18 protein-coding genes and 2 pseudogenes are annotated in these 19,563 nt (G+C 53.0%); 11 read left to right on the top strand and 9 right to left on the bottom strand.

Annotated elements, in window-relative coordinates:
• Window positions 1–84: 84 nt before the first annotated feature.
• The 8 genes from MIH18_RS11720 to MIH18_RS11685 all read left to right on the top strand — a co-directional run bounded on the left by MIH18_RS11720 (window position 85) and on the right by MIH18_RS11685 (window position 8,351).
• On the top strand, window positions 85–639 hold the full coding sequence (locus MIH18_RS11720; RefSeq protein WP_249012482.1) for a hypothetical protein: 555 nt from the start codon (window positions 85–87) through the stop codon (window positions 637–639).
• A gap of 161 nt (window positions 640–800) precedes the next feature.
• Window positions 801–2,372 carry a transposase gene (locus MIH18_RS11715; RefSeq protein WP_249012481.1) on the top strand — a complete coding sequence of 524 codons (1,572 nt, stop codon included), beginning with the start codon at window positions 801–803 and terminating at the stop codon, window positions 2,370–2,372.
• 198 nt (window positions 2,373–2,570) lie between these two features.
• Window positions 2,571–3,122 (top strand): hypothetical protein, encoded by a 552-nt coding sequence (locus MIH18_RS11710; RefSeq protein ID WP_249007148.1) that lies wholly within the window; start codon window positions 2,571–2,573, stop codon window positions 3,120–3,122.
• Between the two features lie 94 nt (window positions 3,123–3,216).
• Window positions 3,217–3,534 (top strand): hypothetical protein, encoded by a 318-nt coding sequence (locus tag MIH18_RS11705; protein ID WP_249012480.1) that lies wholly within the window; start codon window positions 3,217–3,219, stop codon window positions 3,532–3,534.
• Window positions 3,535–3,777: 243 nt separating this feature from the next.
• Entirely contained in the window at window positions 3,778–5,118 is a 1,341-nt protein-coding gene (locus MIH18_RS11700) for an ISNCY family transposase (protein WP_249012479.1), read from the top strand.
• A 672-nt stretch (window positions 5,119–5,790) separates the two neighbouring features.
• Complete coding sequence (gene ltrA, locus MIH18_RS11695) at window positions 5,791–7,119, top strand: group II intron reverse transcriptase/maturase (protein ID WP_249014617.1); 1,329 nt, start codon at window positions 5,791–5,793, stop codon at window positions 7,117–7,119.
• A gap of 173 nt (window positions 7,120–7,292) precedes the next feature.
• A complete protein-coding gene (locus tag MIH18_RS11690) occupies window positions 7,293–7,646 on the top strand; it encodes a hypothetical protein (RefSeq protein ID WP_249007151.1) in 354 nt (117 codons plus the stop codon).
• Window positions 7,647–7,733: 87 nt separating this feature from the next.
• Window positions 7,734–8,351 (top strand): hypothetical protein, encoded by a 618-nt coding sequence (locus tag MIH18_RS11685; RefSeq protein ID WP_249007152.1) that lies wholly within the window; start codon window positions 7,734–7,736, stop codon window positions 8,349–8,351.
• Window positions 8,352–8,478: 127 nt separating this feature from the next.
• On the opposite strand, the gene istB is transcribed toward MIH18_RS11685, so the two are convergent.
• The 5 genes and pseudogenes from istB to MIH18_RS11660 form a co-directional block, all read right to left on the bottom strand.
• Window positions 8,479–9,234, bottom strand: coding sequence for an IS21-like element helper ATPase IstB (gene istB / locus MIH18_RS11680; protein WP_098419152.1), 756 nt, complete (start codon window positions 9,232–9,234; stop codon window positions 8,479–8,481).
• An 11-nt stretch (window positions 9,235–9,245) separates the two neighbouring features.
• A pseudogene (gene istA / locus MIH18_RS11675) lies at window positions 9,246–10,787 on the bottom strand (IS21 family transposase).
• 651 nt (window positions 10,788–11,438) lie between these two features.
• Window positions 11,439–11,858, bottom strand: a complete 420-nt coding sequence (locus tag MIH18_RS11670; RefSeq protein WP_249007153.1) for an Imm39 family immunity protein — start codon at window positions 11,856–11,858, stop codon at window positions 11,439–11,441.
• A complete protein-coding gene (locus tag MIH18_RS11665; RefSeq protein WP_249007154.1) occupies window positions 11,855–12,760 on the bottom strand; it encodes an RHS repeat-associated core domain-containing protein in 906 nt (301 codons plus the stop codon). The genes MIH18_RS11670 and MIH18_RS11665 overlap by 4 nt, the downstream gene beginning before the upstream one ends.
• A gap of 20 nt (window positions 12,761–12,780) precedes the next feature.
• Window positions 12,781–14,991, bottom strand: coding sequence for a hypothetical protein (locus tag MIH18_RS11660; protein WP_249012478.1), 2,211 nt, complete (start codon window positions 14,989–14,991; stop codon window positions 12,781–12,783).
• Here MIH18_RS11660 and MIH18_RS11655 point away from each other — a divergent pair.
• Window positions 14,956–15,285: pseudogene (locus MIH18_RS11655) on the top strand (YfbR-like 5'-deoxynucleotidase); the annotation flags it as partial. The gene MIH18_RS11660 and the pseudogene MIH18_RS11655 sit on opposite strands and share 36 nt — an antisense overlap.
• Before the next feature lie 28 nt (window positions 15,286–15,313).
• Here MIH18_RS11655 and MIH18_RS11650 read toward each other — a convergent pair.
• A complete protein-coding gene (locus MIH18_RS11650) occupies window positions 15,314–16,348 on the bottom strand; it encodes an SPFH domain-containing protein (protein ID WP_249007156.1) in 1,035 nt (344 codons plus the stop codon).
• 2 nt (window positions 16,349–16,350) lie between these two features.
• Window positions 16,351–16,809 carry a nodulation efficiency, NfeD-like protein gene (locus tag MIH18_RS11645; RefSeq protein WP_249007157.1) on the bottom strand — a complete coding sequence of 153 codons (459 nt, stop codon included), beginning with the start codon at window positions 16,807–16,809 and terminating at the stop codon, window positions 16,351–16,353.
• A gap of 167 nt (window positions 16,810–16,976) precedes the next feature.
• Here MIH18_RS11645 and MIH18_RS11640 point away from each other — a divergent pair, with 167 nt between their 5' ends.
• Window positions 16,977–17,798 carry a class II glutamine amidotransferase gene (locus MIH18_RS11640; protein WP_249007158.1) on the top strand — a complete coding sequence of 274 codons (822 nt, stop codon included), beginning with the start codon at window positions 16,977–16,979 and terminating at the stop codon, window positions 17,796–17,798.
• Between the two features lie 80 nt (window positions 17,799–17,878).
• Window positions 17,879–18,283, top strand: coding sequence for a TM2 domain-containing protein (locus MIH18_RS11635; protein ID WP_249007159.1), 405 nt, complete (start codon window positions 17,879–17,881; stop codon window positions 18,281–18,283).
• 10 nt (window positions 18,284–18,293) lie between these two features.
• On the opposite strand, the gene MIH18_RS11630 is transcribed toward MIH18_RS11635, so the two are convergent.
• On the bottom strand, window positions 18,294–19,001 hold the full coding sequence (locus tag MIH18_RS11630) for a hypothetical protein (protein ID WP_249007160.1): 708 nt from the start codon (window positions 18,999–19,001) through the stop codon (window positions 18,294–18,296).
• 123 nt (window positions 19,002–19,124) lie between these two features.
• Window positions 19,125–19,562 (bottom strand): hypothetical protein, encoded by a 438-nt coding sequence (locus MIH18_RS11625; protein WP_249007161.1) that lies wholly within the window; start codon window positions 19,560–19,562, stop codon window positions 19,125–19,127.
• Between the last annotated feature and the right edge of the window lies 1 nt (window position 19,563).

Here is a 19,563-nt window from a genome sequence, read left to right as displayed (position 1 = left end):
CTGCACGGCGACCGATTTTCCGCCACTTCGCGGCTCCAAACCGGCACGTGAGCCAAGCGTTAAGCAGTCAATCAGGTCGAGTTGATGGACAACTATTTCTACAAAATTGCTGTTCGCGAGTATGAGGCTGGTCAGGCTATCGATCACGATATAGAACAGCATCGGCGTTCAAGTGATGAGGATTTTATCATCGAAATGAACGTCCATGCTCTAAAGGGGCACCAGTCAACGAAAAATGTAAGTGCCATCATCTTCTCCGCAATGGTGGTCGAAGCTTTTATATTTCACTATGCATCGGAGCACCTGGGAAAGCGGTATTTCCTCGACAATCTCGATCGACTTGATATCAAAGCAAAGTGGCCGGTAGTGCCACGCTTGGTACTTGGAAAAGAAATTAATAAGGGTGGCCAGGCCTACGAAGCTCTCTCCAAGCTGGTTTCTGATCGGAACTACTTGGTTCATCATAAAGATGGGAAAGATCGAGGTGGGTATTCATTCGACTTCTACGAGAAGGTCAGAGTGGGAGCCGACAATGCGATGAAAGCATTGACCCTTTTGTTTGCTGAACTGGATCAGCTGCACGTTGGTGCAACCAACTATACGGCTGCAGTCTTGAACACAAACGAGTGCCATGCTTAACAAGGCGCTGTAGTTCGCGGCCTACGGCCGCCGAACGCCCTTTTCATTGCGGCTTCGCCTTCATTACAAGGGCGCCGCCAAGCTTCGCGTTGAGGCTGTAGAAAAACCCCAAACCGAACGGTTTTTGGTAGTATTGAGAAAACAGACAGGGAGCCGTCGGAATGCCTCGTTTCAAGCACTATAACTACGACCAGGATACGATGGTGGTCATCAACTACCGAGAGCAGCTCCAGCCCGGCACCTTTGAACACGCGGTTCACTACCTGATTGAGCACAAGCTGGACCTGACGGTTTTTCACCCGAAATATCGCAACGACGACACCGGCCGCCTGGCCTACGATCCCGCCATCTTGCTGAAGGTCATTCTGTTTGCTTACTCCAAAGGCATCACCTCCAGCCGAGAGATCCAGTGGTGCTGCGAGACCAACATCATTTTTAAAGCTTTATCCTGCGATACCGTGCCGCACTTCACCACCCTGGCCAAGTTTGTCAGCCAGCACGCCGATGAGATTGAAGAGCTGTTCGAACAAATACTGCTGGTGTGCCATGAACAGGGCCTTCTGGGTAACGAGCTGTTTGCTATCGACGGCTGCAAAATGTCGTCGGACGCCGCGAAGGAATGGTCTGGCACCTTTAAGGAGCTTAGCGAAAAACGAGACAAGCTAAAACGGCTGATTCGCCATCATCTGCATGAGCATCACGAGCGGGATGAGGCGGAGACGGAAGCCGAACTGGATAGAGATATTCGCCGCGCCAAAACCGTGCTCTCTCTGGATGAGTCCATGAAAAAAGTGGACCGCTTCCTAAAGACGAACAGCCCAAGAATGGGCCAGGGTAAACGAAACAAGGAAGTGAAGAGCAACATCACCGATAACGAAAGCGGCAAGATGACCACCAGCAAAGGCACAATTCAAGGCTATAACGGCGTGGCCACGGTGGACAAGAAACACCAGATCATCATCGATGCACAGGCATTCGGTGAAGGCCAGGAACACCACACGTTAAAGCCGGTGTTGGAGACGGTTCAGCGTCGTTATAAAAAACTCGGCATTGCCGACAACATCTATCAAACCGGCGCGATCGTGACCGCCGACACCGGCTTCGCCAACGAAGCCAATATGAAGTACTTGCATGAGCAACAGATCAACGGCTACATCCCGGACAACCGCTTCCGCAGCCGTGATCCCAAGTTCGCCGAGCAGAAAGACAAGTACGGTAAGCGCTCACAAACTCCATCAAAGAGCGGCTGGAAACACGTGATTCCCGCCAGTGAATTTCAGTTCGACCCGGTTACGATGACGTGCATCTGTCCCGCCGGAGAATCCCTGCGCCACGAAGGCACCCGAACCGACCAAAACGGCGTACCCAGAGTCCACTTCCAAGGCCGGTTATTGCAGTGTCGCCACTGTCCAAAAAAACATCAATGCATGCAAAACCCCAGCTCAGCAGATCATCGCAATGGCAAAGGAAGACAGGTCTCTTACACCCTGGAGCTCAGGCGAGGCCCAACGTATACCGACTGGATGAAACACCGAGTCGATAGCCAGCAAGGCAAAGCGATTTACGGTCATCGCATGTCGGTGGTTGAGCCCGTGTTCGGTAACATCGGCAGCAACAAACGTCTGAATCGCTTCAGCCTGCGGAGCAAAAAGAAGGTGCAAGGCCAGTGGCAATTGTATTGCCTGGTGCACAATATTGAGAAGCTGGCGAACTATGGGCAGTTAGCGGCATGATGCCAGAACTAGGATATGGCCAGATATAGGCCACAGACGGCTATGTGTAGAGTGTTCAGCGCCGGATATCGATAATGCTGCGGTGTTGTCAGTAAATGATCAAACTTGCGCCAGTTGATCGTAGGGTGCGAAAAAACAACAAAGCGGCTGCGGATTAGGCTCTGAGAAGGGTTTTTCTACAGCCTCGTTAGGGGCCTTATGAAGTTATCAATGTATGTTGTAATGCTCTTTTGTATTAGTAGTATTTCTCACTCTGCGGTTGATAGTGATGGGTTAGTAATTTATGAAGGCCCACAGATAATTAGCAAGTATTTCGAGGGTATAGGTCACTACCACGGAGAAGTGAGTGATGATTTCTTCCATGGTGAAGGGGTTTTGACTAAAGACGATGGAACAATTCTTCGAGGTGAATGGTTATACGGCCAGCAGCATGGAAATGGGGAATATATAGGCCCATTTGGTTGTGCTAGTTATAAGGGAGGTTTTTATAACGATGTTATGCAGGGCGAAGGTGTATACGCATTTAAAGGTATAGGAACTATAAAGGCACAATTTGCAAACAATGAAATGGTGGGTAAAGGAGAGTGTGAGTGTGGAGATTTAAGTTTTAAATGCACACATAAAGAGTTTAGTGAACTTTGCATGCTTCCTAGTCTTATTAATGGAAGTATCAGTGAACAATGCACAAAGTTGTTGAAGAGGGGAGTCAAAAAGCATACTGATGAAGTGCTATCAGCCCCTAACCAGTAGCAGCATAGGGCAACTAATAAAAGCGGCCAAAAAGACGGCCACTGTTATTAGTTGCCCATGTGCAAAGCGTTAGAGCCTACAGGGAGGTAATGACATGGCAAAGCAGGTTATTGGGTGTTTGTGTTTGGCAGCTGTCCTCGTCATAGCTTCTTTGCTTGTGCCGGCAACTGTTGATGGTAGCGCCGAAATGGACAAAGTTCCTCACGGCTTCCCCTTCCCGTTCTTGTGGCAGAGCGTGGAGAAGCTAGACCCGCCTTCGTTTCCACGCTCCTATGCTGTCATGCTTCCTCAGGAATATCCGACGCGGGTATCATTGATCAAACTATCTTTGAATGTTGCGTTGGTTGGAGCAGTGGCGTTTGCTGTATTACAAATATTCAGGCGATGGAGGGCGGGAAGCAGCGTCACATGACCTCAGCAGCTCTAACAAATCATTCAAGTTCGTTCCCGGCCTGACGGCCGTCCACCGGACGCCCTAGTCGGGCGCCGCTTAATTCAGCGTGTGTGCCGGGCATGGCACTTAACTAGTGCCCATCCAGAAACTAATAACCGGCTGATTTTCAGGAAATAATTCTAAGAAAGGTTAAAGAATCCTCTTGGCTTTGGTATGTTTTAAGTGCAACCCAAAAACATCCAACAACCAAGAGGATCCAGCATGCGAGAGACCCGCAACGCTCAGGCCAGTATATTCGAAGAGTACTCGAATCACGAGTATGGCGTCAGACTCCGGAAGCTGTCGGAGGTTTTGGACAGGCAACCCGAGATTCTTGAGCTGGTGGCCGCAGATTTGATAGATGTGTCCGTTTCAGCCGTTGGGCGGACAGGTCTCAGCGCAGAGAGTGTTCTGCGTTGTCTGGTGTTAAGGCAGCAACTGGGTTTCAGCTATGAACAACTGGCGTTTCATTTGTCGGATTCGGTGACCTACCGAACCTTTACCCGATTGCCGGCTCACCTATCGCCCAGCCGGTCCTGCCTGCAGTCCACGATCCGCAGCATCCAGCCAGAAACCCTGGAACGGGCGCATCAGGTGCTGACAAGGAACCTGCTGGACACGGGTATGGCTTCACTGGATAAGCTGCGCATCGACAGCACGGTGGTGGCCAGCAATATTGCCCCACCCAGTGACAGCCAGTTGCTGAATGATGGCGTTCGGGTGATCCGTCGGCTGCTGGCAAAAAGCAAAATCGAAACCGGCCTGAAGGTCTGCTTTACCGACAAACGCAAAGCGGCAAAGTCACTGGCATTTCGCATATTCAACGCGAAAAAGGCGACCAAGGACGAACTCTATCCCGACTTGCTGAAGATCGCACGGCTGGTATTGAAGCAGGCGGATCGCGGACGCCAGCAGATTATTCAAGGGGCGGAAGCTTCCGCATCCTGCCAGAAATGGCTGGATGCTCTGGCGCACTACAGGGAGCTGACATGGCAGGTGATCGAGCAAACCGAGCGTCGCGTCATCCACGGTGAACGGGTTCCCTCTGCGGACAAGATCGTCAGCCTGTTCGAGCCGCACACCGATATTATCGTCAAGGGATTCCGCGATGTGCAGTACGGCCACAAGATCAACCTGAGCAGTGAAGTGAGAGGCTTTATCACCGCGTTAACCATCGAAGAGGGGAACCCCGGTGACAAAACGCTGTTCCTGCCGGTTCTGGATTTTCATCAATCCGTTCTGGGCAAGCTGCCTCGCTCCGTGGTCGCCGATGGCGGCTACGCCAGCCAGGCAAACGTCGCGGCCGGACGCGCCATGGGGCTTAAGCATGTAGTGTTTCACAAACCCGTTGGCGTATCGCTCACCGCCATGGGTGTAAAGTCGAAGACCTTTACCGCATTACGTCATTTTCGAGCCGGAGTCGAAGGCAATATCTCGGAGCTGAAAAGAGCCTTCGGAGCCACGAAAGCGAAGTGGAAAGGTCACGATGGCTTCAAGGCATTTGTCTGGGCCTCGGCGCTGAGCTACAACCTGGTACGGTTGGCGCGACTCGGTCCGGATTAGTCCACAAACCTGACCCAGAAAACGACCAGAAGGACACATGGAAAGGCCATGAAATGCACGCCCATGGCCGGAATTCGGACAGACTGATCAGAAAGCGGTTAAATCCGTCATTATTTAGTCGTCTTCCATGATTTGAGGGCGCTCAGCTCAACCCCAGTTGCCAGAGATAAGCTGAACTGGCTAAAAATCGGTGTTTCTGGATGGGCACTAACTAGTTGGGTGAAAGTCCCGATACCAGGTATTCGCAGAGCTGAAGGTTAGCGAAAGGGCAAGGGCTAAACCCGTGAGGGAGGTCTGGAGGAAGCCCAACGCGAAATCGCGGGGCGATGAACAAGAACTCAATATGAGGTGTGACATATTCGGGGCCAGCGGGCACGTGACTGCCAAGCCCTCCATCTGCAACTGGGATATGTTTTATAAATTGAGCGTCTACGCGATGAAAGTTAAGTGTCTTACCCCGGGAGATCTCCTGCTGCTGCGCTGGGAAACTGCGTGCAGTTGAAAACCGCTGGGGAGCGAGCAATCGTTCTCGACCGCACAGGAGAAGTCAGCAGAGGGCATAGTACCGGTGATTACTCGACTGATTTTTTTTCAGTAGTGAATGTCTATGGGAAGGCCCGAACGGTACCCCTTGGAACAGGGGTTTGAAAGAAGAGAGCAGTTACTGTTGTGATGAGACCCCATAGTGCACCAGAAAAACAGCAAACGCTGACCCTGGAAACAGGGGGTGAAGGGGTGGCTGGATCTGATAGAGAAGACACTCCGGTTGTTCACGATCGACTGATGGAACGGGTGTTAGACAGGGACAACCTGCGCCGCGCCTTTCGTCAGGTCAAACGCAACAAAGGAAGCGCGGGGATAGACGGGATGACCGTTGACGACCTGACCGCCTTTGTTCAACAGCATTGGCCCAGAATTGCTGCACAACTGCTGGAAGGCACGTACCGGCCTCAGCCGGTACGACAGGTAGAGATACCCAAGCCCAAAGGCGGTGTGCGTAAACTGGGCATCCCGACCGTACTCGACCGCCTGATCCAACAGGCGATGCTCCAGGTCTTGCAGGCGGAGTGGGACGGAAGTTTCTCCCATTCCAGCTATGGCTTCAGACCTGGGCGCTCTGCCCATCAGGCCCAACGTTACATCAACGAGGGGTATCGATGGACCGTGGACATGGACCTGGAAAAATTCTTTGACCGGGTCAACCACGACAAACTGATGACGCTGGTGAAGCGACGAATCACGGATGAACGGATACTCAAACTGATCAACAGCGGCCTCAAAGCGGGTGCCATGGTGGGCAATGTCTGGGCTCCGGCCTCGGAAGGCACCCCACAGGGCGGCCCGCTGTCACCACTGTTAGCGAACCTGCTACTGGATGAACTGGACAAAGAGCTGGAACGACGTGGTCACCGGTTCGTCCGCTACGCGGACGACTGCAACATCTACGTCAAAAGCCAGCGGTCCGGTCAACGAGTACTGGCAAGCATCACCGGCTTCTTATCTTGCCGGCTGACACTCAGAGTGAATGAGGAAAAGAGCGCGGTTGGTCGTCCCTGGGAGCGAGTGTTCTTGGGGTTCACGTTCACTCGACGGGATCGGGAAAAGCGACGCAAGGTGAGCGAAGACGCGATTCAGCAGTTCAAGTATCGCGTTCGAGCTATCACCCGGCGAACGCGAGGTCGTACCATGCAAACGGTGATGGGTGAGTTAGTGGTATACCTGAGAGGTTGGAAAGGCTATTACGGTTTTGCGCAAGTGAAATCGCCGATCCGGGATCTGGAAAAATGGGTACGTCGCAAGCTCCGGTGTTATCACTTAAAGCAATGGGAGCGATCCGGTTACCGCCAGTTGCGCAAGCGCGGAGTGAGTGTAAAGCTGGCCTGGAATACGGCCAAGTCTGCTCATGGCCCGTGGCGTTTGAGCCATAGTCCGGGGTTAAGGCAGGCCCTGCCGAGGCAGTACTTTGCCTCTATGGGGCTCCCGGACCTTGTGGATTGCTGACAACTCAATCAACCGAACCGCCGTGGTACGTGATCCGTATGCCCGGTGGTGTGGGGGAAGGGGTGCCGTGAGGTGCCTCCCTATCCCGATTGAAGGTGTAGAAAAACCGAGTCCGCCTCAACAGATGGCAGAGTTCTTACCCTGCAATTTAGAACGTAAAGGAGATATTCGCTATGTCCATAGAAAATGCGCTTGCTGGTGTTGCTGTCAAGAACCTTGAGTCCGCTGCAGAGTGGTACGAGCAGTTGATTGGCCAAGCCGGCAAACAACCGATGAAAGGAGTCTTCGAATGGTCCCTGCCAAGCGGAGGAGCGTTACAGGTATTTGAGGATTCGAAGCGCGCTGGTTCATCATCAGTCACATTTTCCGTCACGGGCTTAGACAACCATGTGGCACGACTGGCTGGACGTGGTATCAAGGTCGGCAATCAAACCAAGTCAGACCAAGTGAGTACTGCCATTGTTGAGGACCCAGATGGCAATCGGGTCGTTCTTGCAGAGCAGCATTCGAGCGCGATTGCTCGCTGACGGCATTGGGTTGCGCCTAACACGGCATTGCAGCCGACCGCCTACGGCGGCGGCTGAGTTTGGGCGTTAGATAACAAGGAGAGTTTTGTGAAACCATACTTAAAGATGTTTGTTGCCGCGTTTCTTATTTTTGGCGCGGGCTCGGCTGTCGCGACCGAACCAGATGTATACAGTAACCCAACTGCGGGCTTTCAGGTGACGAAGCCAGCAGAGTGGAGTTACATCACGGCCGCCCAGAACATGGATAACATCAAGGCCATAAAACTCAGTGATGAGGAGTTTCATGCGGCTATGCAGAAGTATGCTACGGCGCCACTCGTTGCCATGGCCAAATATCAGGAGCCGTTTGATGACGTAAATCCAAGCTTCAAGGTTAACCTTAAGCCATTTGGTGATTTCAAGGGCAAACCGCCTCAAGATATTATCAGTTTTGCGGTGCCCCAATTCAAAAATGCGTTCAAGAACTTTGTGCTCGTTCAACCGCCTACGGAGGTTGTAGTGTCCGGCATTAAATCAGCCTACGCTCGCATGAATTACACCATAGAAGTTCCCGATGGACGCTCCTTTCCAATCACATCAGAACTGTGGATCGTTCCTCACGGCGATTACTTTTTCATGATTGGCGCAGGCACACGGCAGGATGAAGGAACGGGAAGCCGTAAAGAAATTCAAAATATTCTCTCGACGTTGAAGATTGAGCAATAATTATCTAACAATCGCAGGCACGGTGCGTAAACCGCTGAAGGTTGCCACCCATTCCACCTGAAGCCTGCCACCCGGACCGGCGCAAGGCTGCCACCCATCGGAGCGTAGCGACGCGGGGATTTCATTGTTACTCCGAAGCTGTGGTGCCCGTCAACTTTGCTTGTCGTTTTCGCATGGATTCACCCCTGAGATTGATCTTGTAGGCGTTGTGAACCAGCCGATCCAGAATGGCATCTGCCAGAGTGGCGTCACCGATGACGTCATGCCATTCCTCGATAGGGAGTTGGCTGGTGGCGATGGTGGAACGACGGCCGTAACGGTCTTCCAGCACTTCCAACAAGTCTCTTCGGTTCTCTGCGCTCAGTTTCATGAGCCCCCAATCGTCCAGGATCAGTACATCGACTTTGGCGAGATTTGCTAGCAGTTTGGGGTACTGACCGTCTCCTTTGGCGATGGTCAGTTCTCGTAGCAGCCGAGTCAGGCGAACGTACTGCGCGGTGTAGCCTTCCCGACAGGCTTTGTGCGCCAGGGCACAGGCTAACCAAGTTTTGCCAACACCGGTGGGGCCGGTAATGAGCACATTCAGGTGTTCCTTCACCCATTGGCAGCTTGCCAGGGATTGGATTAATCCCTTATCCAGGCCGCGTGAGTTCCGGTAATCCAGGTCTTCGAGAACGGCGGTGTGTCGCAGTCCAGCCCGGCGCAGCCGGCTGGTCAAGCGTCGGTTGTCTCTTTCGGTCATCTCCCGGTCAACCAGCAGTCCAAGGCGTTCCTCGAAGCTCAGTTCTGTGATGTCGGGCGTGGCTGACTGATCAGCCAGTGCAGCGGCCATGCCGGTCAATTTGAGGGCATGGAGTTTGTCCAGAGTCGGATGTTTCAGCATGTCAGGTTCCCTCAGTGGTAGTAGGCCGGGCCGCGGATATTGTCGTGGGTATCGGGTAAGGCCAGCTCTTGCTGCTCTTCCAGGGGCTGTTGGTCTAGCCGATGTTTTAGGATGGATTCAATGCTTTTGTAGCGGCAGCTACCCAGCATCAGGGCTCGACGGCAGGCGGCTTCCAGTCGTGCCTCGCCGTAGCTCTTTCTCAGCCGGAGAATACCCAGGCAGGAGCGGTAGGCCTGCTGCGGGTGTTTTCGGGCACTCAAGGCGGTGCGAATGAGTTTTTCCGTTGCGGGTCCGGTCTTGGCCGCCCAGGCAATCAGCCGTTCCGACGACCACTCACCCGCCTGCCGATGGGATTCGGGCATATGGGCGGCGACGGTGGTATGCCGTCCCTTCTGGTCAGAGCGGCGATGGCTAGCAATCCGGTTGCCCCGGTAAAAACACTCAATGATGTTGTGGGTGATCCGGACCTCCACTTCCTTTTTGATCAGGGTGTAGGGCACCGAGTAGTAATGCCCGTCAACGGCTATGTGGTAGTCGATGTTCACCCGGGCCTTCTTCCACTCCGCGTAGACATAACGCTCAGCTGGCAAGGGTTGTAGGGCGGGTTTGTCCAGCTGTTCGAAGTGGTCGCGCCGGCATCCGGGCAGCTTTCGGAAGGGGCGGCGATTGAGCTTCTCCAGCAGCTCACGGAGAGTGGCATTGAGCTGCCCCAGGGAGAAGTGCTGACGGTGGCGCAGCGCCGCCAGGATCCAGCGTTCGACGATCAGCACACCGCCTTCCACCTTGGCTTTGTCTCAGGGCTTTCGGACCCTTGTGGGGACCACGGCCACGCCGTAATGGGCGGCCATGTCCTGGTAGGTCGGGTTGAGGTCTGGCTCGTAGCGGTGGGCCTTGGTAACACCGGATTTAAGGTTGTCCGGAACCACCAGTTCCGGCACACTCCCGAGGAATTCGAAGGCCCGGATGTGGGAGCCGATCCAGTCCGGCAGCTTCTGGCTCCAGGTGGCTTCGGCGTAGGTGTAGTTGGAGGCCCCAAGCACCGCCACAAAGACCTGCGCCTCGTGGATCTCTCCGGTGGTGCGGTCAATGACGGGCACGGTCTGGCCGGCATAGTCCACAAACAGCTTCTCACCCGCTCGATGGTCCTGGCGCATCACCAGGTCCAGTTTGCCCTGCCAGGCCCGGTAGTGCTCACAGAACCAGCTGTACTGATACCCTTCCGGGTTCGCTTGCCGGTACTCCTGCCAGAGCAGGAACAGAGTGACGTATTTACCCTTCAGTTCCTCGTGGATCTGATGCCAGTCCGGTATGCCTCGAACCTCGGCCGGCAGATCTGGAGGGGGTGGGAACAACAGCTGCTCAAGGCGAGCCTCACCCAGATCTTCCGGCAGTGGCCAGCTCAGACCGGCCTCGGCCAAACGCCGAAGATACTCGCTTACCGTAGGGCGGCTGACGCCGCAGGCCGCTGCAATCTGTCGATTACTCAGCCCTCGTTCCCATTTGAGGCGAAGGACTTCTTTGATCTTACGCATGGATAACCTCTTCGCAGGCATCGGGTCTTCTCCGGATGAAAAGACTCAGAGTACCGTTAAGTTATCCCGCGCCGGACGGTTTCGATGGGGTGAATCAGGCAGCCTGCCGGGGTGGCAGCGTTGCCGTGGAATCAGTGGCAGCTTTCGCGTGGAATGGGTGGCAGGCTTCGACTGGAATCAGTGGCAACCTTGGTCTGGAATACGCAGGCGGTCATCACAGAGCCGGTGACCGAGGCTAAAATAACTCACGGGTACCTCTGGTGAAAACACAACATATAGTGGGTAGAGGAGCTAACCGACTACCCCGTTTAATGATTTACTTGATGGCTTCTCTGATTATAGGAATGACACTGTCTAAAGAGCACAAACGGGTATTCCTGTTGGAGTTTGGGTGAAGATGGTAAGTCTAATGTCATCCATTTTGAATCCATGGGTGAGGTGGTGAAATATCTTATTGATAACGATAGGTTATGATCAGTACGAGTAACCGTAAAAAAGCCCGCAATGCGGGCTTTTTTACTTTCTGGGGGCGGGCGGTAACCGAAAGCGCAATCAAGCCCTGCAGCTGGAAGCCAGCTATACAAAGAACACCGCAAAAGTGGTACAAGGAGGCGACCAAGGGAAGATTGATAAAACAGATAAAAACAGCCCCGCAAAGCGGGGCAATCAAATTTAGGAAGCTGACTCAGGTAAAGATTCCAACGCCTGTTCAAATGGCACTATTGGCCGCTCAAATTTCTTACCTGCATGAATCAAAGCTTTCAACACAGCTCTCTTAAAAATCAGCTTTAACTCTTCAAGCGAAGCACCTATCAATTCTTGAGTATCCACCTCAACAGATAAGGGAAGATCGCCATACTTTTTATTTACTGCTTGATAGCTTGGCTTATCATCATTTTTTAAACCATAACGAACAGCAATCGTTACCCAGAAAAATGACGCGCCTTCTAAGTATTCGGAATCAATAATAATTTTTTCTAATTCATCTCGTACTGCTGTTAATGCTTTGGTGTCATGACGGTTGTTACGTTGTTTCGTCAGGGCTACACCGCTCAGCCCCAACTTTCGATTATGCGGAGGTTTAGTAATCATCGGTTTGTCTTATTTCCTGGTAACGTGTCTTGCCCATGCATCCGGCGGAAACGCTCGATTACTCGCGTCTCATAATCTCGTGCAGATGCTTTATCTGGGAATGTTTTACGGATTTCAGAAGTGTAGGTTTCACCGGTCTCTCTAGTTAACCTTCTGGCCTGTTGTTCGGCTCTGATTGATGCACCATCGCGCCCCTTAGTGCCTTGCGCACTCTCACCTACCTTATAAATCGAACCGTCAGGCCCTTTGACGCGGTAAACGTGGGTTTCACCAACATAGTCAAGCGAGTTCTTATGGACCTTTTTAGCCTCGCTTGCTCCTTCCACAACTCGCGCAAGCTTACTACTACCAGCTGGCAGATAGGGGACAAACATGGCAGACAAATCAACAGCCATGTCCGTGGTCGCTTCCGCCACCATTTGATCGTTGCCCGTTGCGTTACCGTAAGCAATACGGGCACCATCATAAACAACGTTCAAGGCGTCCCAGATCGTATCAACCGGTAGATTCCCGTCAGGATCTTTGTACCGATAGGGACTATTGTTCGCGTAAGCATACCGGTTGAAGGAATGAATGTTTGATTCATGCCACGGCGCGTCATCGATTTGCGTAAAACGACCTATTGATGAGCTCTGCCACCGCGCAAAGTAGTCGTTTAGCCCCGTGTCCAGGTCGCGCCATTTGCCGGTGAAAGCTCGATTGTTGGCGGTAGTGGTGACAGACTCGCCCCAAGGATCATACGCCTGTTGCCAGACAACAGCCCCTGAGCTGTCTGTTGCCGCTAACGGCGATCCCAATTGGTCATTGTGGTAGTAGGTCACTAGCTCTGCCGCATTAAGGGGCAGTGAGATGAGAATCAATGCCACAAAAGCGGCTAATGTTTTCGTTAACATGAATTTCATGATGTGGTCCTCCCTGACGATTATTGGCCTACGACAGCAGTGTCATCGACAACTTTCGCCGCGACCTTAGAGTCAACATAGATGTATTCTTTAAATCCGGCTGACAAGTCGTACTCGCCCAGCAGATCCCCTTTGCTCGAATAGAGCACGTTGATGAAATCTGTGGACGAAGCCCGACTCACCCTCGTGTTTGCGCCATCATAGGTGTAGTCGATGATGTCTGAGCCACTATCGATGGAGGCGAGATTGTTCGCACCATCGTAGACCATGATATTCAGCCCATCGCTGGTCATATTGCCTCGGGCATCGTGAGCGATGATGTAGTAGAAGTTTGGGAAAACCCGGTACGTCATTTTGTCGGAGCTGTAGTAATACTCCTGCAAATCGCCATTGCGGTCACGGGTAAGTATATTGCCTCGGCCATCGTAAGAGATCGTCTCCGTGCCCCATGGGCCGGTAGCTGAGGTCAAGCGATTGGCACCGTCATAACCGATTGTTCTGTCGTGCAGTGAGCCCACGTTATCGACAACGCTATCCAGATTGCCTGCCAGGTCGTACCCGAATTGCAGATCAACGAAGTTGAGTTGGCCATTACCTGCCACAAGCGAATCAGGCCGCAGTCGACTATCGAGGTTCTGATCTGTTACTACACCGTTTGCATAGCTCATGGTATCCAACGAACCGGAGGGGTAATGCGTAACGGAGCTAACGTAGGGTGCCGCCTGGGTCTGCCAGCCGAACGCATTGGTGCCGTAATCAACCACACGGCCACTTGGGTAGGTCATGCTGCTCAGGTAATCCAGGTTGTCAATTCCGTAGGACACATCGTAAGTGGCGCTGCCAATAGTGAGCGATTCGGCCTTCAGGTTGCCGTTCAGGTCATAGTTGTAGGTACGAGTGGAGGTCGAATTAGACACAGAGGTTACGTAGCTGTTGTCATCGTAGGAGAATGTGGCGGTTGGAGTACCATCGGAATAGGAAATGGCCTCCACCCGATTCAGGCCATCGTAAGTCCGAGTTTCCACAATGCCACTTAAGCCAATTTCTTTGCTGGTCATGTTGCCAGCATTATCGCGGCCGTATACCGTCGTGCCCGTTTCCTGATGGGTTTCCTGCATCAGAAAACCACGGGTATCCCGGGTGTATAATCGAGCATATCCGAATAGTTGACCGTCTTGCTGCACCTCACCTTGAAATACTCGATACACTTGGCCGAGGCCGTCGCGGTAGATAAGGGTACCGATGCTTTCCGGTGAGTAGATGCTGGTGAGCCAAGCGTCGTCCATGCTGCCATGGGAGACAAACAGCTTTTCCGTTTGCTGACCATTTTCGTCCACTTCCAGAACGACTGCTCCATTCGGATAACTGAAGGTGCGGGATGTTTGATCCGGGAAGGTTATGCTAGTGGTGCGCCGCAGCGCATCGTAGGCCATGTTCTTTCCCTGGGTGCTATTGGGATAGCTCTCAAAGGTGACATTGCCAACTTCGTCGCGCTCCTTCGTTACCTCGATGGATGCGGTGGTACTTGTGTCCTCGCGCTTAATACCAAGAGACCGCCAGAAACCATCGAATGACTGGGTTTCCTTGTACGCCCCTCGCGTCAACACGGCTGAATCGTTATCGTAACTGATCGAAACGTCCGCATTAACGGGGAAATTAATTCCGGTCAGTCGGTTCAGATCGTCCCAACTAAACAACGTGGTGTAGCCCCGGCCATTGGTCGATGAGTACAAGGTTCCATCGTCATTCACCACTTGGAACTCGGTCACACCTTCAGGTCGACTAACAGTTTGAGGGGAGCCACGATGGTAGTTGGAGAAGGTCGTTACGTTAGCGTTGGCATCCGTAACCGTTTCTATATCCCCTTCGTTGGTGTAGGCATAGGTGGTCAGGACACCTGATTGATCGTTGCTCAATACGTTTCCAGCAGCATCGTAGGTGTTGTTGGTGATCCACTGGGTGACGGGAGCGTTGTTTGGGTAATCAATAATTTCCTGAGTGATTAAACCGAGGATCCAGTTACTTGCAGAGTGGCTGTAGGTCTGAGTACGAGTACGATCGGTCGCACTACTGTAATTGGTTGTTTCGACTATGGATTGGGGCTTGCCATAGGTATCAAAGTTCGAGTACTGGGTCTGTACCGAGGTGCCTTGGCGCCAATGCCTTAACTTAGTGAGTAGTGGAAGTTGGGTTGTCGTGTGATGCGCCAGGCGTTCGGAGACATTGAGCACAAAGCCGAGGCCGAACTGCTGGCGTTATTGCCGCCACATTTGTAAAAGGTGTTTGCGCCCTATGTGCAGGAATCTGCTTTGGGTGAGGAAGAGAAAAAACTGATTAAAGCCGCAGACCGGTTATCGGCGTGGCTAAAATGCCGCGCGGAAGTGGCGGCAGGAAATCGCGAATTCGAGCCAGCCGCGGCGCAGATACACCGGCGGCTTACTCAGGAAACACTGCCCGAAGTGGCGTACTTTTTAGAGGTTTTCGCCCCCAGCTACGATCAGCCCCTAGACAACCTGCTGGGCTAGGGCCCAACAGGTCAGGTGCAACAAGACCTCAGGCCTGGCCGGAAGATCCCAGCATGCCGGCGCGCAGACCGTCTTTTTTCAGTGAGCTGCGCACCGCATCTTCCGGGCTGCCCGCAAGGTCGCGGAACATACCCATAGAGCCCAGCAGCGCAGACGACTCGTAAGGCACGAACACCCGCTCGCCGTCTTTTGCCATATTGGGCAATACCTTGATGTAGCTTTGCCCCAGTAAATAGCCGATAACGGTTTGCTTGTTGTCTTCGCTGTCGCCGATGGCGCTCAACACCAGGCGAATGGATTCCTGTTCACCCTGGGCCCGCAGAATGGCGGATTCTTTGTCGCCCTGGGCGTTCAGTATGGCCGCTTCGCGCTGGCCTTGGGCCTTGGCGATGGCAGCGGTTTTTTCGCCCTCGGCTTCGGTCACGGTGGCCCGGCGTTTACGCTCGGCGGCCATTTGCAGGCGCATGGCCTCTTCAACTTCTTCGGGCATGCTGATGTCCTGCACTTCTACCCGAGTCAGTTTTACACCCCATTTGGACGCAGGCTCCTCCATTTCGGCCTGAATGGCATTGTTTACTTCGGCGCGGGATTCAAACAGCTTATCCAACTCCATTTTGCCTACCACGGAGCGCAGGGTGGTTTTGGCCAACACTTCCACCGCCTGGCTCATGTTGGCTACTTCATACACCGCGCGGCGCGGATCGATAATCTGATAGTAAAGGGCGCCGTTGATCGACACGGTTACGTTGTCAGTGGTGACCACCGGCTGGCCGGGAAAATCCATCACGGTTTCGCGTCGGTCGATGCGTGCTTCATCACTCATCACGGCCTGGTAATCCTGGCCGCTGCGCAAATAGCGGATCATGGTGATGGCGCGAGGCCGTTCGATGAACGGAATAATGATGTTCACGCCGCTTTCCAGAATTCTGTTAAAAGAGCCCAAACGCTCGATCACCATCACTTCAGACTGGCGCACAATCACTAGGCCTTTGGCGATAATAAAAATGCCAATGGCGACAACAATCAGGCTGATAACCAGCCCCGGGGTTAGAAACTCTTCCATGGTTACAGGTCCTTGGGGGTTGCGAGTTCAACAATGGCGGTGGTGCCATCGAAGTGGTCAAAAACAAGTGCTGTGCCTTCTGGCAGCTCGGTTTGTCCGCCCGATTGTACACGCAGGCGATAAAAGTCACCGTTCACTTTGATGCCGGTGGCGTCGTCAAAATCACGGCGTAAACTGCTGAATTGCTTTCCCTGATCTACGCCGGTGCCGGTCGTGCCGTAGGCTACGCCTTTAGGCGAGAAACGCGGCTTCAGCCAGCGAATAGCAACGGGCACCAGGATGCCCGAAAATAAGCCCATTCCCGCCAGTTGCCATTCCAGGGAAAAGCCGAGAAACGCCAGTACTGCCGTAAATGCAGCAGCAATCGCCAGGGCCAACAGCACCATAACGCCGGATGTCAGCTCGGCCAGGCCCAGCAAGAGCGCCAGAATCAGCCAGAGGTGGGTAATGCTCCATTCCATAGTGAGTTCCATAGGGTGAGCGTTGCACGAGTAAATACGAAAATTGCTCTTAATTGTACCCAAATTGGGTGGTGCTGCCATGGAATGAATTGGGGTTGTCAGGACGCGTGCCGTCCAAACCCTGTATATTTGAAGTATGTCTGATTTGCCGAGGTTAAAACTGCGTTATGTGTGAACTGCTGGCGATGAGTGCCAACACCCCGACCGATCTGTGTTTCAGCTTCACCGGCCTGACCCGCCGTGGCGGCGACACCGGGCCACACAAAGATGGCTGGGGCGTGGCTTTTTATGAAGGCAAGGGCGTACGGGCGTTTCACGATGTAGACGCCAGTGCCAGTTCCCGCATTGCCGAGGTGGTACAAACCCACCCCATCAAAAGCGAAGTGGCACTGTGCCATATTCGGCAGGCGAATGTGGGTGAGATTTGCCTGGCCAACACCCACCCGTTCATGCGGGAACTCTGGGGTCGTTACTGGGTGTTTGCTCACAATGGCCAGCTGTCGGATTTTAGCGCGAAGCCAGGGTTTTATGAGGCCGTTGGCAGCACCGACAGTGAAGCCCTGTTCTGTGATTTACTGAACCATTTGCGCGATAACAGCGACCGCCACAGCACCGAGCAGGATACGGTAGACCAGCTGGTTCAGCTGTCAGCAGCCTATGCCCGCCAAGGCGTATTCAATCTTTTGCTCAGTAACGGCGATTGGCTGTTCACCTTTTGCTCCACAAAAATGGCCAGCATTACCCGTCGCGCACCTTTTGGGCCGGCGCGCCTGAAAGACACCGACGTGACCATCGACTTTGAAGCAGAGACCACCCCCAATGACATCGTTAGCGTGGTGGTCACCGAACCGCTGACCTCTGATGAACAGTGGGATGTGTATCGGCCCGGAGAGTGGCGTTTGTGGCGCAAGGGAGAAGTTATCCAGAGCGGTGTGGTTGCTCTGGCGGGGGTTGATTTGGCAACAGCTCAGTCCCACATAAAGTCATAACAGGGTCAGGCATAAAGCGTTAATACCAACTCAGAACATTCTCCAATTAAAGCATTCTCTAAAGCACTATCGAGAAAACTATGCAAAGACCCAATACACACAGTAAGTTTTTTGGCTATCTACTCTGGATTTTTGGCTTTCTGGGTGCGCACCGTTTTTATTACGGCAAACCGATTACCGGCACCATCTGGTTCTTCACATTTGGCCTTTTTCTAGTGGGCTGGATCGTCGACCTTTTCCTGATTCCAGGTATGGATGAAGAAGCCGATCACCGTTTTGCCGAAGGCCCCGTCAGCTACAACGTAAGCTGGTTACTGCTGACGTTTACCGGTTTGCTTGGGCTGCATCGGATGTACATGGGAAAATGGATAACCGGAGTTCTTTACCTGCTTACCGGGGGCCTGTTTCTGGTGGGTGTTCTGTACGATTTTTGGACATTGAACACTCAGATTTCAGAGCGCAATCGTGGCAGCCTGCTTCACTGATTGCCGCGCTTTAATGGGCTTTCAGCATAGCCTTGGGTACCCGGTAGAGCAGCCCACGGCTGGCACCGGTACCTTTCACGGTGCAGGTCTTGCGATTCACCCTGCTAATAATGCCCTGCCGCTGGCGCTGTCCTACGCCAAAGCTCACACATTCACCTACCTGCCACTGTTGCTGCGACACCTCGGCTTCGGCGTGGATTGGTGTGAACGGCTGTGCCGGCAGGCTCAGCCCGCGCTCGCCCGCCTGCTTCTGTAAAAATGCCCGGGCACCCTGAGCTGCGCCGCTGTTATGCAGCTGGTCCAGAATGTCGTAAAAATGGCGATTGTGGACGGAACCAAAGTGGCGCTGACCTGCGACCTGTTGCAGCAAATGGGCAAACTCGTGGCAACAGGTATGGGCCAGTAAATTAAGCGGACTTACCTCACCGTCAAAATAACCCCTTTTTCGAATTTCCCGCGCCGACAACCAGCCAACGGCGGTTTCCGGCTGGTATTTGGCCAAAATCATGCGTTGCCCGTAGTTGATGACATGCGTATGGCTGCGGGTGTCGTAACGGTGATAGGTAGCCTGCCCGGACCCCACACGGCACAACAGTGACTTCGCCTTGCCTTGAGCATTAATCCAGACAGCAGCGGGTTGCCACAAAATTTGGTCGGTAGCCTGGCACATAAGTCGGCCAAGGTTTATGGCCTGATACTGTGAAATAGATGTTGTCATTGAGGGTCGCAGCGCGTTGCAATGAATTCACCGCAGGTTTTACAAGATTATGAGGGCAATGGCTAGTTTGCTAGGAGTTAGTTGAGAAAGGCACTGGGTTAAGAATGAACTGATTCAAACATGTTAGATACCGCGGGAAACAGTTTCTGCAATCTGATCGAACTCATCTTCTGGAAAACTGAAAATAAGAACTGAGCCCGAATTTCGCTCATTAAACAAGTAACCAGTCAGATAATTACGATTCTTTGCGGCAAACCCTGAAAATCCTGCTGGAAAACTCAATGATTTCGTTGTCACTGTGTCTGATTCCGAGCTCGATCTGAGTGCGTTTAGGAAGTCAGCCGCTGAAGATGCACCCTCGGGTACTGGTTCAACCCGAATGAATCCGATGGATTTTCCGTCAAGGAATAGAGTTGTATCGTTGTTGTCAATTCGCACGGTGTCAAACACAGACGACTGAACCGACACTGAGTATTCTTTGTTGGGTGAAAAAGATATTGGCTTAGACGACGCGCAGCCGGATAAAATTAAAGCGAATACGACAATTCCAATGAATTTCATT

The sequence above is a fragment of the Marinobacter sp. M3C genome, from assembly GCF_023311895.1.
GTDB lineage: Bacteria > Pseudomonadota > Gammaproteobacteria > Pseudomonadales > Oleiphilaceae > Marinobacter.
The sequence above is the reverse complement of the archived record's forward strand: the minus strand, read 5'-3'. Positions and strand labels throughout refer to the sequence as shown.

Coding starts and splice junctions, on each gene's coding strand:
- MIH18_RS11705 (WP_249012480.1), top strand. CDS start 3,217: ATGGCAAAGCAGGTTATTGGGTGTTTGTGTTTGGCAGCTGTCCTCGTC.
- MIH18_RS11630 (WP_249007160.1), bottom strand. CDS start 19,001: ATGACAACATCTATTTCACAGTATCAGGCCATAAACCTTGGCCGACTT.
- MIH18_RS11640 (WP_249007158.1), top strand. CDS start 16,977: ATGTGTGAACTGCTGGCGATGAGTGCCAACACCCCGACCGATCTGTGT.
- MIH18_RS11700 (WP_249012479.1), top strand. CDS start 3,778: ATGCGAGAGACCCGCAACGCTCAGGCCAGTATATTCGAAGAGTACTCG.
- MIH18_RS11625 (WP_249007161.1), bottom strand. CDS start 19,562: ATGAAATTCATTGGAATTGTCGTATTCGCTTTAATTTTATCCGGCTGC.
- MIH18_RS11635 (WP_249007159.1), top strand. CDS start 17,879: ATGCAAAGACCCAATACACACAGTAAGTTTTTTGGCTATCTACTCTGG.
- MIH18_RS11720 (WP_249012482.1), top strand. CDS start 85: ATGGACAACTATTTCTACAAAATTGCTGTTCGCGAGTATGAGGCTGGT.
- MIH18_RS11645 (WP_249007157.1), bottom strand. CDS start 16,809: ATGGAATGGAGCATTACCCACCTCTGGCTGATTCTGGCGCTCTTGCTG.
- MIH18_RS11650 (WP_249007156.1), bottom strand. CDS start 16,348: ATGGAAGAGTTTCTAACCCCGGGGCTGGTTATCAGCCTGATTGTTGTC.
- MIH18_RS11715 (WP_249012481.1), top strand. CDS start 801: ATGCCTCGTTTCAAGCACTATAACTACGACCAGGATACGATGGTGGTC.
- MIH18_RS11710 (WP_249007148.1), top strand. CDS start 2,571: ATGAAGTTATCAATGTATGTTGTAATGCTCTTTTGTATTAGTAGTATT.
- MIH18_RS11665 (WP_249007154.1), bottom strand. CDS start 12,760: ATGAAATTCATGTTAACGAAAACATTAGCCGCTTTTGTGGCATTGATT.
- MIH18_RS11670 (WP_249007153.1), bottom strand. CDS start 11,858: ATGATTACTAAACCTCCGCATAATCGAAAGTTGGGGCTGAGCGGTGTA.
- istB (WP_098419152.1), bottom strand. CDS start 9,234: ATGCTGAAACATCCGACTCTGGACAAACTCCATGCCCTCAAATTGACC.
- MIH18_RS11690 (WP_249007151.1), top strand. CDS start 7,293: ATGTCCATAGAAAATGCGCTTGCTGGTGTTGCTGTCAAGAACCTTGAG.
- ltrA (WP_249014617.1), top strand. CDS start 5,791: ATGAGACCCCATAGTGCACCAGAAAAACAGCAAACGCTGACCCTGGAA.